Below are 14,664 nucleotides of genomic sequence, written 5' to 3'. Positions count from 1 at the left end.
GGTACATCAACATCAATATGCGGCTTCTGTCGCAGGTTTGAGAAACAGTTCGTGCACCGGCGCGAAGTGCGCGTAGAGCGGCAAAATTGCGCCGCCCATTGCACGTGCGTCGGCACCAATTGCGCCTTCCAATAGTTGCGGGCGCACCATGCCTTCCCATTCGAATCGGTCCAGCACGCGTTCCGTGCGGCGAATGATTTCGCGCACCATTTGCCGGTCCAGTTCGCCGTCGATCACCACCGCTTCGAGGTCCAGCAACGCGGCGGCGCTGGTGAGCGCGTTGGCGATCGCGGGGCACGCGGTATCGAGCCATTCCTCGGTGTGCCGCCACATTTCCGGTGCCAGCGCGCGATGATCGTGCGCGGCGGCTGCCGGTTTTCCCGCGTCGCTCAACAGGCGTTCCAGTACGAAACCGGAAGCGGCGTGCAGCAGTTGCCTCGCAGGTTTGCGCCCGCCGCCGTCGCGCAGCGGAATAGAGCCGACCGCGCCGGCGTTGTCGTGCGGCCCGCCGTGCAGGCGGCCGTCGATAACAAGGCCGCCGCCAATGAACGTGCCGACGAACAGATACAGGAAGTTGTGAATGCCGCGCCCTTGGCCCATCACGAGTTCTGCAGCGCACGCGGCTGTCGTGTCCTTCGCGAATTCGACCGGCAGCCCCGTCATGGTCGCGATGCGCGAGCGCAAGTCGATCTCGTGCCATGCGTCTAGCGCGTCGGGCGGCGCGCCGAGAAAGTCGCGCCAGCCGCCGAGCCACAACGGTGCAGCCACGCCCACGCCGACAACTTTGCTGGCGTTCGCGCCGAGCGCCTGATTCACGCGCGCGAGTTTGCTTTCGAGTGCGGGAAACAGCGTGCGCGGATCAGGGTACGGGTACTCGAACACATCGCGACATACCACGCGGCCGGCGAAATCCATCGCCAGTACGTCGAGACTGCGGCGGCCTACCTTGATGCCGATCGTGTACGCGCCGTCCGCGCGCAACGCAATCGGCACCGACGGCTGGCCGATCCTGCCGCGCACTCGAGCCTGCTTTTCCAGCAGACCATCGTCGATCAGACGATCGACGATCATCGACACGGTCTGCATCGAAAGACGCGTGAGACGACCCACGTCTGCCTTCGGCAACGGTCCATGCAGACGGATCGTCTGCAACACGATGCGCTCGTTGAATTGCCGCATGCCGACCTGATTCGAGCCGACCGTGCGTTTGAGGGGCGGGCGCATGCCTGTGGTATCCATGCTCATGTGCCCCTCAGCGATGTGATTGCATCATGCAATCGCCTTGACGTCGGCCTCTTTCGCGCCGGTCATGATCGCAACGGCCTCCGACATATGCACGTCTTTCGTATTGACGAGCGCGGCGCGGCGGCCGAGCCGCTGAATATGGATACGGTCCGCCACTTCGAATACGTGCGGCATGTTATGGCTGATGAGAATCACCGGCAGCCCGCGGTCGCGCACGCGGCGAATCAGTTCGAGCACCATGTTGCCTTCCTTCACGCCGAGTGCTGCGGTGGGCTCGTCGAGAATCACCACATGCCGCGCGAACGCGGCGCTGCGCGCAACGGCAACGCCTTGACGCTGACCGCCGGAGAGCGTTTCGACCGCCTGACGCATCGAGCGAATGCCGATTTGCAGATCCTTCATATGAGCAGTTGCTTCTTCAAGCATGCGGCGTTTGTCGATCATCTTGAAGATCGAACCGCGCCAGCCGGGCTTGACCAACTCGCGCGCCAGAAACAGATTTTCGGCGATGCTCATAGCCGGCGCGACCGCCAGTTCCTGATACACGGTCTCGATGCCTTGCGCGCGGGCATCCAGCGGACTGCGGAATTTGACGGGCTTGCCGTCGAGCAGAATTTCGCCTTCATCCGGCACCGTCGCGCCGGAAAGTGCCTTGATCAACGACGATTTCCCAGCGCCGTTGTCGCCGATCACTGCGAGAATCTCGCCGGGCAGCACTTCGAAGTCGCAGCCGTCGAGCGCGGTCACATTGCCATAACGTTTGACGAGGCCACGCGCCTGCAGAACGGGCAACGCGGCGGAAGCGGAAGTAGTTGTCGACATGACGGGCTCCTGTCGGCCTGAGTTAGCCAATGCGCTGACTCAGGCTCCATGCAATAAGGTTGCGATTGAATGCTCAACCGCGGCGATGAGAGAGTTTGTCCGCGGCCACCGCGAGAATCACCAGCATGCCGGTGATCAATACCTGGTAGACCGAAGAAACGCCGATCAGGGTCAAGCCGTTGCGGAACACGCCGACAATCAGCGCACCGAGCAGCGTCCCGGAAATCGACCCGCGTCCGCCGAAGAGACTCGTGCCGCCGAGCACTACCGCCGTGATGCTATCGAGGTTCTCGGTTTGGCCTGCTTGCGGATCGCCCACGCCGGTGCGCGACACCGACAGCAACGCAGCAACGCCGTAAATGGCACCGGCCAGTGTGTAGACGGTCAGCAGGATCTTCTGCGACGACAAACCCATCAGCCGCGCAGCCTCGGCGTTATTGCCGAGCGCATACAGATGGCGGCCGGGCACCGTGTCGCGCAACACGAACCATGTGGCCAGATACATCAGCAATGTGAGGACGGTGCCGTAGGTGACGTCGGCGGGTCCGAGCTTGAACGTGTTGCCGAAGAACATGATTGCGTCCGGCAGATTCGACACGCTTTCCGCATTCGAATAGATCTGCGTGAGCGCGAAGGCAATGTTCAGCGTGCCGAGCGTGACGATGAACGCCGGCAATTTGATGCGCGTAATGAGTACACCGTTGAGCACGCCGAACAGTGTGCTCGCGCCGATGCCGCACAGAATCGCGAGTGCGGGCGGCAGGCCCAGCGTCACCGCGAACTTCGTCATGATGATGGAGCCGAACGCCATCACCATGCCGCAGGAGAGATCGATGCCGCCCGTCAGCACAATCAGCGTCTGGCCGATTGCGATCACCGCAACGACCATTGTCTGTTGAAGGATCAACGAGAGGTTCTGGAACGACAGGAAACGGCTGCTCTGCGAGATGAAGAAACCGCAAGCCAGCACGAGCGCGATGAGCGGCCCGACTTCGGCAAGCGACGGCAGACGGTCTGAGAAATGGCGCGGATGGCCCGCGGGAGCGGAAGGAGTCGACATGATGGATGTCCTCGAAACATGAGCGTGGCGTGCGCCGCGCGGCGAATCATCCGGCGGCCCGGCGAGCGGGCCGCCGTACAGTGCGTGTTACTTGTTGCCCCAGCAGTTGTCGAGGCCGAAGGTCGTGTCCTTGCTGTCGATGCCGGACATCGGCTTGTCCGTGATCAGCGTCACGCCCGTGTCCTGGTAGCCCGAAACCTTCTTGCCGGTCTTCGCGTAATCGACGCCTGCCGTTACGCCGAGCGCGGCCATCTTCAGCGGATACTGCTGCGAGGTCGCGGCGATCGAACCGGCCTTGACGTTGCGCACACCCTCACAGCCGCCGTCGATCGAAACGACCATCACGCTCTTGTCCTTGCCCGCTGCCTTCAGCGCGCGATACGCGCCCGCAGCCGCCGGTTCGTTGATCGTGTAGACCACGTTGATATCCGGCGATTTCTGCAAGCAGTTTTCCATCGCCGTCTGGCCTTTCGCCTGATCGCCGCGGGTGTCCTGGCTGCATACGATCGAAGGGTCGCCTTGCTTTACGCCGAACCCTTCCAGAAAGCCGTTATGCCGCAGCACGCCCACCGAAACGCCGGGCGCGAGATCGAGGGTGGCGATCTTCGCGGGCTTGCCGTTCAACGCCGCCTTCGCGTATTTGCCGATCAACACGCCGGCTTTGAAGTTGTCGGTCGCGAAGAGGGCGTCCGTGGCGTCTTGCGGGTCCGTCGGCGTGTCGAGCGCGACCACCATCACGCCGGCGGCGCGCGCTTTCTTGATGCTCGGCACGATCGCCTTCGTATCGCTTGGAGTGATCAGAATCGCCTTCGCGCCAGCCGTCATCATGTTTTCGATTGCCGTCACCTGGCTCGCGTTGTCGCCGTCGAATCTGCCGGCTGCGGTAATCAGCTTGGCGCCGTCTTTCGACGCTGCCGCCTCCGCGCCTTGCTTCATCTTCACGAAGAACGGATTGGTGTCGGTCTTGGTGATGAGACCGACGACCGGCTGGTCGGCTGCCTGACTTGCGCTCGCGCACCAGACCGCCGACGCCGCGACGCACATCGAGACGATCTTCCTGGCGACAGGAAGCCTGCGGGAATTCAGATTCATGGGACGCTCCTCCGGTTATTGGCAATGACGTTCTTGGAACTGCTGGCGGTTGCACACGCGAACGCTGCGCGGGCGCAACCTGGAATGCGGCACGTCCGAGCGGTCGAAGCAGGACCGTGGACGTCGCCTAAATCACTTTGGTTGATTTAGTACAGCAGGCGGCGAGGGGCGCGTCAAGGAATCCCGTTGGACGGGGACAGAGCTTGATGCACCTTGGGGAGTCCGGGAAAGCCTTGTGCGGCGAGGGTTTGGCGAGATGGTGCGGCGCAGCGTCGGGACGGCCGGATTGGGGAAAGTCCTGGCTTCAGTGAAAGCAGGTAGAAAGGTGTTTCGTGCGTTTTGACTGCATCGAGGAGGGCGTGAGGGACGCCCAAGCGGCTCACGACGACGAGGTTTCCAGCTTCAATTTCGCGTTCAACGGGAGCGCGGCGTGCCAGTCGACGCACGCACCACGAGTTTCGGCGGCGACGAAATTCGCATCGGCACATTGGCCTCGCCAGAACCGGCCTGTCCATACGACGATTCGATGAGTTCGCGCAGCAACGAAACCGCAAGCCCGGCGACTTCGACGGTCGGCACGGCGACAGTGGTCAATGCAGGCCGCGACTCGCGCGCGAGCTGGATGTCGGTGATGCCCATCACGGAAAGATCGACTGGTACGGCGAGGCCGAGGTCGGCAGCGGCATGCATCGCGCCGAGCGCCGGCAGGTCGTTGGTCGCGAAGATCGCAGTGAGTTGCGGATCGGCCTCGAGCAATTCGCGCGCCGCGCTGTAGCCACCCTGGATCGTATCTGCAGCATGTTTGACGCGGTTTTTGCGGACCCCGGCCGCACGCAGCGCATCGACGAACCCTTCATAGCGGGCCGCGTGAATACCGGAAGCCTTGCTGCCGACAATCGCCCCTATCCGCCGATGTCCCAATTCGAGCAGATGCTTTCCGGCAAGCTCGCCGGCCAGACGAAAATCCACCGCAACGCAGGGCAGGCCCGGTGGCTCGTTGGGCCGCTCCCACATGCACAAAACCACGGGAGTGCCGCGCGATTCCGTCACGTGAAGGTCCGTGAATTGCAGGTTCGCGTTGGTCACGAGCACGCCCTCGGAAAGCGTGCCGGCTATCTGGTCGAGGTACGCGCGGCCCGTTAGCGGATCTTCGTTAGTATTGCAAATGATCACGAAATGCCCGCTGGTTCGCGCCGCGCGTTCGACGGCTAGCGCAAACTCGGGATAGAACGGATTGGCGATGCTCGACACCATCAAGGCGAGCGTCGGGGCGCGCCCTTCGGCAAGCGCGCGAGCGGCGAGGTGTGGCCGGTAGCCAAGCGCGTCGACGGCTTCGAGAACGCGTTGACGTGTGCTCTCGCCGACGCGCCCTCGATTGCGCAGCACATTCGATACGGTGGCAGGCGTGACGCCGGCATGGCGCGCGACTTCGCTAAGTGTGGGCATGTCTCTTCATTATTTGGGATGGCTGCCCGGCATTTGCATCGGCGGGCAAGGCGCGGCACCATCTGTCGCACAGACAAAACGATAGCGGAGACAGGCAAGGCCCGACGATCGCACGCGATCGATTTTTTAGGCCCTGCTGATTAAGCGCTTAATCTCCGCCGTCGAGCCGATTAAATCACGGAGTCGAGACGATGGCGAGCATTTCGTTAAGAGGCGTGCAGAAAGCGTATGGCGACGGTGCGCCGGTGATTCGCGACGTCGATCTCGAGATCGGCGAGAACGAGTTCTGCGTTTTTCTCGGCCCTTCTGGCTGCGGCAAGTCTACGTTGCTGCGCATGATCGCAGGGCTCGAAGATCTCACCGACGGCGACCTGTTCATTGGCGGCGAGGTCATGAACGACGTGCCGGCGGCCCAACGCGGCGTGGCAATGGTGTTTCAGAGCTACGCGCTCTTTCCGCACATGACCGTGTTCGAGAACATGGCATTCGGACTGAAGCTCGCCAAAACCCCAAAAGACGAGATCGACCGCAAGGTGCGGGAAGCCGCGCGCATTCTGCAACTGGAAGCGCTGCTCGAGCGCAGGCCGAAAGCACTGTCCGGCGGTCAACGTCAGCGCGTTGCAATTGGCCGCGCGATTGTGCGCCAACCCGGCGTGTTTCTCTTTGACGAACCGCTCTCCAATCTCGACGCAACGCTGCGTGGCCAGACGCGCATCGAAATCGCGCGGCTGCACAAGCAGTTCGCGAAGGCGAGCGTGGTGTATGTGACGCACGATCAGATCGAGGCGATGACCCTCGCGGACAAGATCGTCTTGTTGCATGCCGGGAAAGACACCGAACGTTACGGCAGCATCGCGCAAATCGGTGCGCCGCTGGAGTTGTATCACCGTCCCAGGAGCCGCTTCGTCGCGGGGTTCATCGGGTCGCCGCGCATGAACTTTCTGCCGGGACGTATCGCTTCTGTCGACGCGCAAGGCGTGGTAGTGACGCTCGATCACACGCAAGAGAACGTCCGCGTGTCTGCGGATGGTGCCGCGTTGCAAGTCTCGCAAGCGGTGACGCTCGGCGTGCGTCCTGAGCACCTTGAATTCGTCGACCCGTCCTCGTCTCACGACGACGCCATTCTTTCGCGCACCGTCTCGCTCGTCGAACAGCTTGGCGAGCACAGCTATGTGCACCTCGATCAACCCGGCGGCGTCGCGCTCATCGCGAAAGCACCGGGTGATACGCGACTCGCACCAGGCGATCGCGCGAACCTGCGGGTACCGCGCCACGCCACTCATTTGTTCACCGAAGACGGCTTCGCCGCTCCTTCGCTTGAATCCGTCGAACATTACGCATAAAGGACATTCGGATGCGCCTTGGAGTCTGTTATTACCCGGAACACTGGCCCGAGTCGATGTGGGAAGACGACGCGCGCCGGATGAAAGCACTCGGTATCGAGCAGGTGCGAATCGCCGAGTTTGCGTGGAGCCGCATTGAGCCGACGCCTGGCGAATACGATTGGGCGTGGCTCGATCGCGCAATCGAAGTACTCGGCGCCGCAGGCTTGCAAGTCGTGATGTGCACGCCCACCGCGACACCTCCAAAGTGGCTGATCGACCGCCATCCGGACATCTTGCCGATTGGCGCAGATGGCCGACCGCGCGCGTTCGGCTCGCGCCGTCACTATGACTTCTCGTCGCCCTCGTATTTCGCGGCCTCGCAGAAGATTTGCACTGCAATCGCCGAGCGTTACGGCAAACATCCGGCCGTTGCGTACTGGCAGACCGATAACGAGTTCGGCTGTCATCACACAGTCGTGAGTTATTCGCCCGCAGCAGTGGCGCGCTTTCGCGAGTGGCTAAAGGCACGCTACAAAACAATCGACGAATTAAACCGCGCGTGGGGCACCGTGTTCTGGAGCATGGAGTACCGCAGCTTCGACGAGATCGACGCTCCGGTGGCGACTGTGACCGAGGCACATCCTTCGCATCGGCTCGACTACCGGCGCTTCGCGTCCGACGAAGTTGCGCGCTATAACCGCATGCAGGTCGAGATCATCCGTGCGTATTCGCCGGGGCGGCCGGTTGCGCACAACTTCATGCAGCTCTTTACCGAGTTCGATCACTACAAGGTCGCTGCCGATCTCGACGTTGCCGCTTGGGACAGTTATCCGCTCGGCGCGCTGGAAGAACAATGGTTCGCGCCCGATGTGAAAGCGCGCTGGCTCCGCAGCGGTCATCCGGATTTTGCATCGTTCAATCACGACGTATATCGCGGCATGTCGAAGCTGCCGTTCTGGGTGATGGAGCAACAACCCGGTCCGGTGAACTGGGCGCAGTGGAATCCGGCGCCATTGCCGGGCATGGTGCGGCTGTGGAGCTGGGAAGCGTTCGCGCACGGTGCGGGCTGCGTATCGTATTTCCGCTGGCGTCAGGCGCCGTTCGCGCAGGAGCAGATGCATGCGGGCCTGAACACGCCGGATAACCGGCTCGACGTCGGCGGTAGCGAAGCGGCGCAAGTGGCGTCGGAGATTCGCACGGTGCTCGCGGCTAATGCGCATGCCGATGCCGCGGTCCGTTCGAAAGTGGCGCTCCTCTACGACTATGAAGCAAAGTGGCTGTTCGAGATCCATCCGCAGGGTGCGGACTTTCACTATCCGCGCTTCGCATTCGAGTACTACTCGGCATTGCGTGCGTTAGGTCTCGATGTCGATGTCGTGCCGGTCGACGCGTCGCTCGACGGCTACAGCCTGATCGTCGTGCCGCCATTGCCGGTCGTGCCGGCGGATCTGGCCGCGCGTCTTGCCAGCTCGGGGGCGCAGGTCGTGCTTGGGCCGCGCACCGGTTCGAAGACTCAGGACTTGAAGATTCCCGCGAATCTGCCGCCGGGTGCGCTCGCCGATGTGTTGCCGCTGCGTGTCTGGCGCGTCGAATCGATGCGGCCTAATGTGACCGAGGCCGTGCGGCTTGCCGGTACGCAAGACGCGAGTGTTGAAGACGGCGTCGCGCGTCACTGGCGCGACTTCATCGAAAGCAAGGACACGAATTCTTTCGATGTACTGGCGCGTTTCGCCGACGGGCAACCGGCGTATGTGCGTAGCGGTGCGTTCCATTACCTCGCCAGCTTGTTCGACGACGCGCTGACGACCCGGCTCTTCGAGCAGATCGCACAACGCGCCGGCGTCGAAACGGTGCAGCTCGGCGAGAGCGTCCGCATTAGCCGGCGCGGCGCGCTGACCTATGTGTTCAACTACGGCGGCACCGCGCACACGATCACCGGTGCGGCAGACAACGCATTCGTGATCGGCTCAGGTACTGTCGAGCCACAAGGCGTGGCAGTGTATCGAGCCCGATGACAGTTGCGGGGAGCGGGACGATGTGCAAACCGGAATTCCATGCAGTAACGACAACGATGCAAAATCAGGAATCAAGGAGACAGGTAGCATGAAAATGAAACCACGCAAGGTTCTGCTGGCACTCGCGGTCGCCGCGGCGACTCTCGGAACGTCGGTCGTCAGCACTGCTCAGGCCGGCACGCTGACCGCGAATATCGCATTCAAGGGGGCGAGTCAGCGCGCGGTCTGGCAGTCTGTTGTCGATGAATTCAAGAGGGCGCATCCCGGCATCGACGTGAAGGTGTCGTTTATCGATGAAGAAGCGTACAAAGTGCAATTGCCCGGTTGGCTCTCCACTGTCGCGCCCGATATCGTCAACTGGCATGACGGCGAGCGCATGGCGTATTACGCACAGCGCGGCCTTTTTGAAGACTTGAGCGGCGATTGGGCGAAGAACGGCTGGAACGACATGTATGCCTCGACGAAGGAAGCGTCGTCGTATAAGGGCAAGCAATATGCGGCGCCTACGGTGTATTACTCGTGGGGCATGTTCTATCGCAAGGATCTGTTCCAGAAAGCCGGCATCTCTGGTGAACCGAAAACGTGGGATCAGTTTCTCGACGACTGCAAGAAGCTGAAGGCCGCCGGCATTACGCCGATTGCCGTGGCGGGCCGCGATGCATGGACGCTCGCCGGCTGGTTCGACTATCTCGATCTTCGCCTGAATGGCAATGCGTTTCATCAGAAGCTGATGGCGGGTGAAATTGCATACACCGATCCGCGTGTGAAGAAGGTCTATACGACCTGGAAGCAGTTGATCGACGCGGGTTATTTCATCGACAACTCGCTGTCGTACGATCTGGATTCGGTGCAGCCATTCCTGTTCCAGGGCAAGGCCGCGATGATGCTGATGGGCACCTTCATCACCGCAGGCTTTCCGCCGAATGTGAAACCGGAGATGGGCTACTTCCAGTTCCCGATCATCGACGCCAATGTGCCGACCGCCGAAGACGGACCGGTCGAGTCGCTGCATATCCCGTCGAAGGCGAAGAACAAGGCGGACGCTCACACGTTCCTCGCGTTTGTCGAAACGCCTGAAATCGGCGCGAAGCTTGCTGCCGGTCTCGGCTCGCTGTCGGCGAATAGCAAGTCGCCGGAGCCGGAAGATCCGATCTCCAAGATCGGCTTCCAGATTCTTGCCAATACGAAAGGCGGCATTGCGCAGTTCTACGACCGCGACATGACGAAGGAAATGGCCGATGAAGGCATGAAGGGGATGCAGCAGTTCGTCTCCGATCCGTCGAAACTGGACAGCGTGCTCGCGCAACTGGAGCAGACGCGCAAGCGCATTTACAAGAAGTAGTGGGCGGTGGCGGCCGTTGAGGGGCCTTTCGGGGTGTCTGGACGGCAGCAACTGTATGTCGGCAGCTTTGCGAGGGATCGGGTGAGACGCTGAAGCGCTCACTCCGGTCGAGCGCTGTGCATGGAGAATGATTTTGTCGCATTCCGTCACTCGTCATACTGTGGGCGGTCCCGCTGGACCAGGCGGCTCGCCGCTGCCTGCGTCGGGCAGCACCACGCGGGGCCACGCGCGCGGGCGTCGTCCTTCGCCTACCGCACGGCGTCAACGACGCGCCGCCTTTCTGTTTCTCGCGCCCGCTTGTGTGATGGTGGCCATTTACGTGATCTGGCCGATTCTGTCGACGATACGCTTGAGCTTCTTCAACTGGGACGGCATGACGGAGCCGACTTTCGTCGGCCTCGCCAATTACACCGAGTTGTTTCATACGCAGACGTTCTATACGGCGCTAAAGAACAACCTTATCTGGCTCCTGCTGTTTCTGCTCGCACCGCCGATGGGACTCGCCGTCGCGTTGTACCTGAACCAGGCAGTGGCAGGCATCCGGATCGTCAAGTCGCTCTTCTTTGCGCCGTTCGTATTGTCCGGTGTGGTAGTCGGGCTGATCTTCTCGTGGTTCTACGATCCAACATTTGGCTTGCTCGCGGTAATTCTCGGCCACGGCGTGCCGGTACTCGGCGATCCGCGCTACGCAACGCTAGGCATTGTGTTCGCCGCACTATGGCCGCAAACGGCCTATTGCATGATCCTCTATCTGACAGGCCTCACTTCGCTCAACGCGGAACAGATCGAGGCGGCGCGCATGGAGGGCGCACGCGGCTGGTCGATGCTATGGCATGTGATCCTGCCGCAATTGCGGCCCACCACCTTTATGGCAATCGTCGTCACGATCATCGGCGCATTGCGTAGTTTCGATCTGATTTCGGTGATGACCGGCGGCGGTCCTTTCGAGAGTTCGACCGTGCTCGCCTATTACATGTACGACCAGGCAATCAAGTACTACCGCATCGGCTATTCGGCCGCAGTGGCCGTCGTGCTGTTCGGCATCATGCTGGTGTACATCGTTTATCACTTGCGGCGGATGCTGCGCGCCGAGCAATAAGGAGCCAACCATGTTTCCAATTCCAATCGACAAGTGGAAACCGGCAACGCGCCGCGTCTACAAACTGACGCTGCCGGTCGCATTGCTGATCTGGCTTCTACCGATGATCGCTGTGCTCGTCACATCGATACGCTCGAGCGAAGAACTCAGCGAGGGCAACTATTGGGGATGGCCGAAGCATTTTGCGCTGTTCGACAATTATCGCGAGGCGCTGACCACTTCGCCAATGTTGCATTACTTCTGGAATAGCGTGCTGATTACCGTGCCCGCGGTGATCGGTTCCATTGCACTCGCCGCAATGGCCGGCTTTGCGCTCGCAATCTACCGCTTTCGCGGCAATTCCTCGCTGTTCGCTACTTTTGTCGCGGGCAACTTCGTGCCGGTGCAGGTGTTGATGATCCCGGTACGCGATCTGTCGTTGCAACTAGGGGTGTTTAACACGGTGAGCGCCCTGATTCTTTTCCATGTGTCGTTCCAGACAGGTTTTTGCGCTCTCTTTTTACGCAACTTCATCAAGCAGCTGCCGTTCGAACTGGTCGAGGCGGCGCGAATCGAAGGTGCGAACGAGTGGACGGTGTTCTTCAGAATCGTCCTTCCGCTGATACGGCCCGCGCTCGCCGCATTGGCGATTCTCGTGTTCACCTTCGTGTGGAACGACTATTTCTGGGCGTTGTGCCTGACGCAAGGCGACGACGCCGCGCCGATCACCGTCGGTGTGGCCGCGCTGAAGGGGCAATGGACGACCGCATGGAACCTCGTTTCCGCCGGCTCGATCCTCGCGGCGCTGCCTTCCGTCGCAATGTTCTTCGCGATGCAGAAACACTTTGTCGCAGGCTTGACATTCGGCGCGACGAAGGGTTAAAGCGGCTACCCGATGACCTTGCCGACTCGTGACCAAAGAAATAGCAAATCGAGTCGCGCGTATTGAGCGTTGAGAGTATGAACGGCAAACGTTTGCGCGACCGCCGTCGCGTTTGCCCTCATTAAAGATTGGGATGAGCTTGTCGTTATCTAGTGAAATATGTCAGACCGTCGAACTGACTCGTGCCTGAAGAAGGCACGCGCTGGACCAAAAGCTCATCGGGGGTACCAATCTTGAACCAACAACGCACGCCATGGACGCGCACCGCGGCTCCGGGCGAAGTCATCTATTCAGAAGGCTTCCTGGGTGACGCAGTGATCTACGTCATTGCAGATGGCAAAGTCGAAATCTCCACCCAGTGCGACGAAAAAAAGGTCATTCTGGCCACGCTCGGCAAGGGCGAATTTTTCGGCGAAGCGGCGTTGTTGCCGCCCGAGCCGCGAGCCCACACCGCGAAGGCACTGAGCTTCTGCCAACTTACCGCCATCGCGGGCGGCATTGTCGAAGAAGAACTCGAGCGCGTCTCGCCGCTGCTGCGCCATATCGTGCGCACGATGATCCGTCGCGTCAAAAAGAAAGACGACATTCTCGCGACTAATACACATGCCGATTTTCTACCCGGCGTCCTTTCCTACGCGCACGTTCTTTCGTTGATGGCCGGAGCCGAACCGAACGACAGATTCGACGGACGCGCGCGCCGTCCTCAAAACGAGGAAATCTCGATTCCGCTTTCCGAAGTCATCAAGAAATGCAACGCGATAGCGGGCCACTCGCGTCCACATGTGATGGCAATGCTCAAGCGCATGGAGAAGCTCAATCTCGTATCCATCGAAGGAGGACGCTCGGAGCGGCTGAACAATACGTCTGGGCGCTATTCGGCAAGTGACGGCGCGGCGGGCCGGCAGCTCGTCACGTTCGACGCAGTGAAAATCACTGAACGCGCGCAGCAGGTGGCGGACCACGATCTGGATGTATCGATCAGCAGCGAACTCGAACTGATCGAACTGGACGACCTGGAAGCCCTGATCGGCGTCGACCGGAAAGTGATTCTGAACAAGCTCTCTCACGCGGAGATCGCCGAGGACATCTTCGCGTTCCGCAAGACCAAGGTACTCAACTACGTCGAGGAAAAAGGTCTCAGCTACTTCTCGCGCCGCACCGCGCGTGGCGCAGGCGAGTTGAAATCGCTCGGCGATCTGGAGTTTGTCGATCAGCGCACGTTGTTCGAAGCGGTGAGTGCTTTCGATACCTACGACCTCGCGAAACTGCTGTCCGCGTCTGAGGGGCAGCCGATTGACGAGCGCCTGCAATCGGTGATGACGGAAGCCCGGAAGAAAGAGGTGTCGTGGGTCATGCGTCGAGAGATCAAGATCGACCCGGTCGAGATCATCGAAATCGAGCAGCGGTTCCTCGATACGGTGCGAGCGCTGAAGTCACCCGTGGCAAATACTGCTCCGGCTGAGTCCTGAAGCCTGCGGCGCCCGGTCCGCAACACCGGGCGCAACGCTTGAACGTTTAACTGTAATTCGCAGGCTGCTGCAGCCGGTGGCGAGGACGTATGGATCTTCTAACGATATTTGGCGTAGTGTTCGGCCTGACGGCGATCGTCGCGGGCTTCTCGCTCGAAGGCGGCAACTTCACGTCGCTCTTTCAGCTTGAGGCGTTTGTCATCGTGCTGGGGGGCACCTTCGGGGCCGTGATGATCCAGAACACGTGGGCGCGCTTCTATGACGGCGTGAAGCAATTGCGCTTTGCTTTTGTCAAGGCGCGGCAAGTAGATCGCGAGAGCCTTTCTGTTCTGCTCGAATGGGGCGATCAGGCGAAACTCAATGGCATGCTGGTATTCGAGTCGATCGACGCAAACGGGATTAGCCCGTTTGCCAAGCGAGGTCTTGAGCTGCTGGCAAACGGCGTATCGACCGCAGTGCTCGAAGATGCGTTGCAACGCGAGGTCGATGCCTATGAGCGCAATCACATGGCGGCCGCGCGAATCTGGCAGCAGGCGGGCGGTTATGCGCCGACGTTTGGCATTCTGGGCGCGGTGCTTGGCCTCATTCAGGTGACGGGCCATATGCTGGAACCGTCGCAACTGGGGCAGGGCATTGCGGTCGCGTTTGTTGCAACGCTGTATGGCCTGGCCGTAGCCAACCTCGTGTTTCTGCCGCTATACGGAAAGATCCGCGCTCAGGTGGACAGCGAATTGCGTTTCAGGCGTTTGTATCTCGACGGCCTACTCGCCATCTCGCGAAAGGAATCGCCGCACACCATCGAAACGCGCCTGGCTGGCGACGTGCGCGAACGATCCGCCGAACTGCTCGGCTAATGGCTCGGCAATGCCTGAGCATCAATTCATAGC

Annotated in this window: 12 protein-coding genes; 7 read left to right on the top strand and 5 right to left on the bottom strand. The window is 60.9% G+C overall.

Annotation, left to right across the window (positions count from 1 at the left end; all coding sequences use genetic code 11):
• Nucleotides 1-12: 12 nt before the first annotated feature.
• The 5 genes from J2W46_RS10990 to J2W46_RS10970 form a co-directional block, all read right to left on the bottom strand.
• Nucleotides 13-1,239: an ROK family transcriptional regulator gene (locus J2W46_RS10990; RefSeq protein WP_310354140.1), complete on the bottom strand. Its 1,227-nt coding sequence runs from the start codon at nt 1,237-1,239 to the stop codon at nt 13-15.
• A gap of 30 nt (nt 1,240-1,269) precedes the next feature.
• Nucleotides 1,270-2,067: an ATP-binding cassette domain-containing protein gene (locus tag J2W46_RS10985; RefSeq protein ID WP_020068265.1), complete on the bottom strand. Its 798-nt coding sequence runs from the start codon at nt 2,065-2,067 to the stop codon at nt 1,270-1,272.
• A 73-nt stretch (nt 2,068-2,140) separates the two neighbouring features.
• Nucleotides 2,141-3,127, bottom strand: a complete 987-nt coding sequence (locus J2W46_RS10980) for an ABC transporter permease (protein WP_020068266.1) — start codon at nt 3,125-3,127, stop codon at nt 2,141-2,143.
• An 87-nt stretch (nt 3,128-3,214) separates the two neighbouring features.
• On the bottom strand, nt 3,215-4,219 hold the full coding sequence (locus tag J2W46_RS10975) for a sugar ABC transporter substrate-binding protein (protein ID WP_310353593.1): 1,005 nt from the start codon (nt 4,217-4,219) through the stop codon (nt 3,215-3,217).
• A 414-nt stretch (nt 4,220-4,633) separates the two neighbouring features.
• Nucleotides 4,634-5,665, bottom strand: coding sequence for a LacI family DNA-binding transcriptional regulator (locus tag J2W46_RS10970; RefSeq protein WP_310353592.1), 1,032 nt, complete (start codon nt 5,663-5,665; stop codon nt 4,634-4,636).
• Nucleotides 5,666-5,856: 191 nt separating this feature from the next.
• Here J2W46_RS10970 and J2W46_RS10965 point away from each other — a divergent pair, with 191 nt between their 5' ends.
• The 7 genes from J2W46_RS10965 (at nt 5,857) to J2W46_RS10935 (ending at nt 14,631) form a co-directional block, all read left to right on the top strand.
• Nucleotides 5,857-7,008, top strand: a complete 1,152-nt coding sequence (locus J2W46_RS10965; RefSeq protein WP_310353590.1) for an ABC transporter ATP-binding protein — start codon at nt 5,857-5,859, stop codon at nt 7,006-7,008.
• A gap of 11 nt (nt 7,009-7,019) precedes the next feature.
• The gene (locus J2W46_RS10960; RefSeq protein WP_310353589.1) at nt 7,020-9,005 is read left to right on the top strand and encodes a beta-galactosidase; all 1,986 of its coding nucleotides are present in this window, start codon (nt 7,020-7,022) and stop codon (nt 9,003-9,005) included.
• A gap of 88 nt (nt 9,006-9,093) precedes the next feature.
• Nucleotides 9,094-10,347 (top strand): ABC transporter substrate-binding protein, encoded by a 1,254-nt coding sequence (locus J2W46_RS10955; RefSeq protein WP_374726819.1) that lies wholly within the window; start codon nt 9,094-9,096, stop codon nt 10,345-10,347.
• 127 nt (nt 10,348-10,474) lie between these two features.
• Nucleotides 10,475-11,446, top strand: coding sequence for a carbohydrate ABC transporter permease (locus tag J2W46_RS10950; protein WP_204522969.1), 972 nt, complete (start codon nt 10,475-10,477; stop codon nt 11,444-11,446).
• A gap of 10 nt (nt 11,447-11,456) precedes the next feature.
• A complete protein-coding gene (locus J2W46_RS10945; RefSeq protein WP_204522968.1) occupies nt 11,457-12,308 on the top strand; it encodes a carbohydrate ABC transporter permease in 852 nt (283 codons plus the stop codon).
• Between the two features lie 233 nt (nt 12,309-12,541).
• Complete coding sequence (locus J2W46_RS10940; RefSeq protein WP_310353586.1) at nt 12,542-13,777, top strand: Crp/Fnr family transcriptional regulator; 1,236 nt, start codon at nt 12,542-12,544, stop codon at nt 13,775-13,777.
• 89 nt (nt 13,778-13,866) lie between these two features.
• Nucleotides 13,867-14,631 (top strand): flagellar motor protein, encoded by a 765-nt coding sequence (locus J2W46_RS10935; protein WP_020068275.1) that lies wholly within the window; start codon nt 13,867-13,869, stop codon nt 14,629-14,631.
• Nucleotides 14,632-14,664: the final 33 nt, after the last annotated feature.

The sequence above is a fragment of the Paraburkholderia strydomiana genome (assembly GCF_031456815.1).
Taxonomy (GTDB): domain Bacteria; phylum Pseudomonadota; class Gammaproteobacteria; order Burkholderiales; family Burkholderiaceae; genus Paraburkholderia; species Paraburkholderia caledonica.
The sequence above is the reverse complement of the archived record's forward strand: the minus strand, read 5'-3'. Positions and strand labels throughout refer to the sequence as shown.

What these genes read in the sequence shown, in the direction of transcription:
- J2W46_RS10990 (WP_310354140.1), bottom strand. Translation starts at nt 1,239, where the DNA reads ATGGATACCACAGGCATGCGCCCGCCCCTCAAACGCACGGTCGGCTCG.
- J2W46_RS10985 (WP_020068265.1), bottom strand. Translation starts at nt 2,067, where the DNA reads ATGTCGACAACTACTTCCGCTTCCGCCGCGTTGCCCGTTCTGCAGGCG.
- J2W46_RS10980 (WP_020068266.1), bottom strand. Translation starts at nt 3,127, where the DNA reads ATGTCGACTCCTTCCGCTCCCGCGGGCCATCCGCGCCATTTCTCAGAC.
- J2W46_RS10975 (WP_310353593.1), bottom strand. Translation starts at nt 4,219, where the DNA reads ATGAATCTGAATTCCCGCAGGCTTCCTGTCGCCAGGAAGATCGTCTCG.
- J2W46_RS10970 (WP_310353592.1), bottom strand. Translation starts at nt 5,665, where the DNA reads ATGCCCACACTTAGCGAAGTCGCGCGCCATGCCGGCGTCACGCCTGCC.
- J2W46_RS10965 (WP_310353590.1), top strand. Translation starts at nt 5,857, where the DNA reads ATGGCGAGCATTTCGTTAAGAGGCGTGCAGAAAGCGTATGGCGACGGT.
- J2W46_RS10960 (WP_310353589.1), top strand. Translation starts at nt 7,020, where the DNA reads ATGCGCCTTGGAGTCTGTTATTACCCGGAACACTGGCCCGAGTCGATG.
- J2W46_RS10955 (WP_374726819.1), top strand. Translation starts at nt 9,094, where the DNA reads ATGAAAATGAAACCACGCAAGGTTCTGCTGGCACTCGCGGTCGCCGCG.
- J2W46_RS10950 (WP_204522969.1), top strand. Translation starts at nt 10,475, where the DNA reads ATGATTTTGTCGCATTCCGTCACTCGTCATACTGTGGGCGGTCCCGCT.
- J2W46_RS10945 (WP_204522968.1), top strand. Translation starts at nt 11,457, where the DNA reads ATGTTTCCAATTCCAATCGACAAGTGGAAACCGGCAACGCGCCGCGTC.
- J2W46_RS10935 (WP_020068275.1), top strand. Translation starts at nt 13,867, where the DNA reads ATGGATCTTCTAACGATATTTGGCGTAGTGTTCGGCCTGACGGCGATC.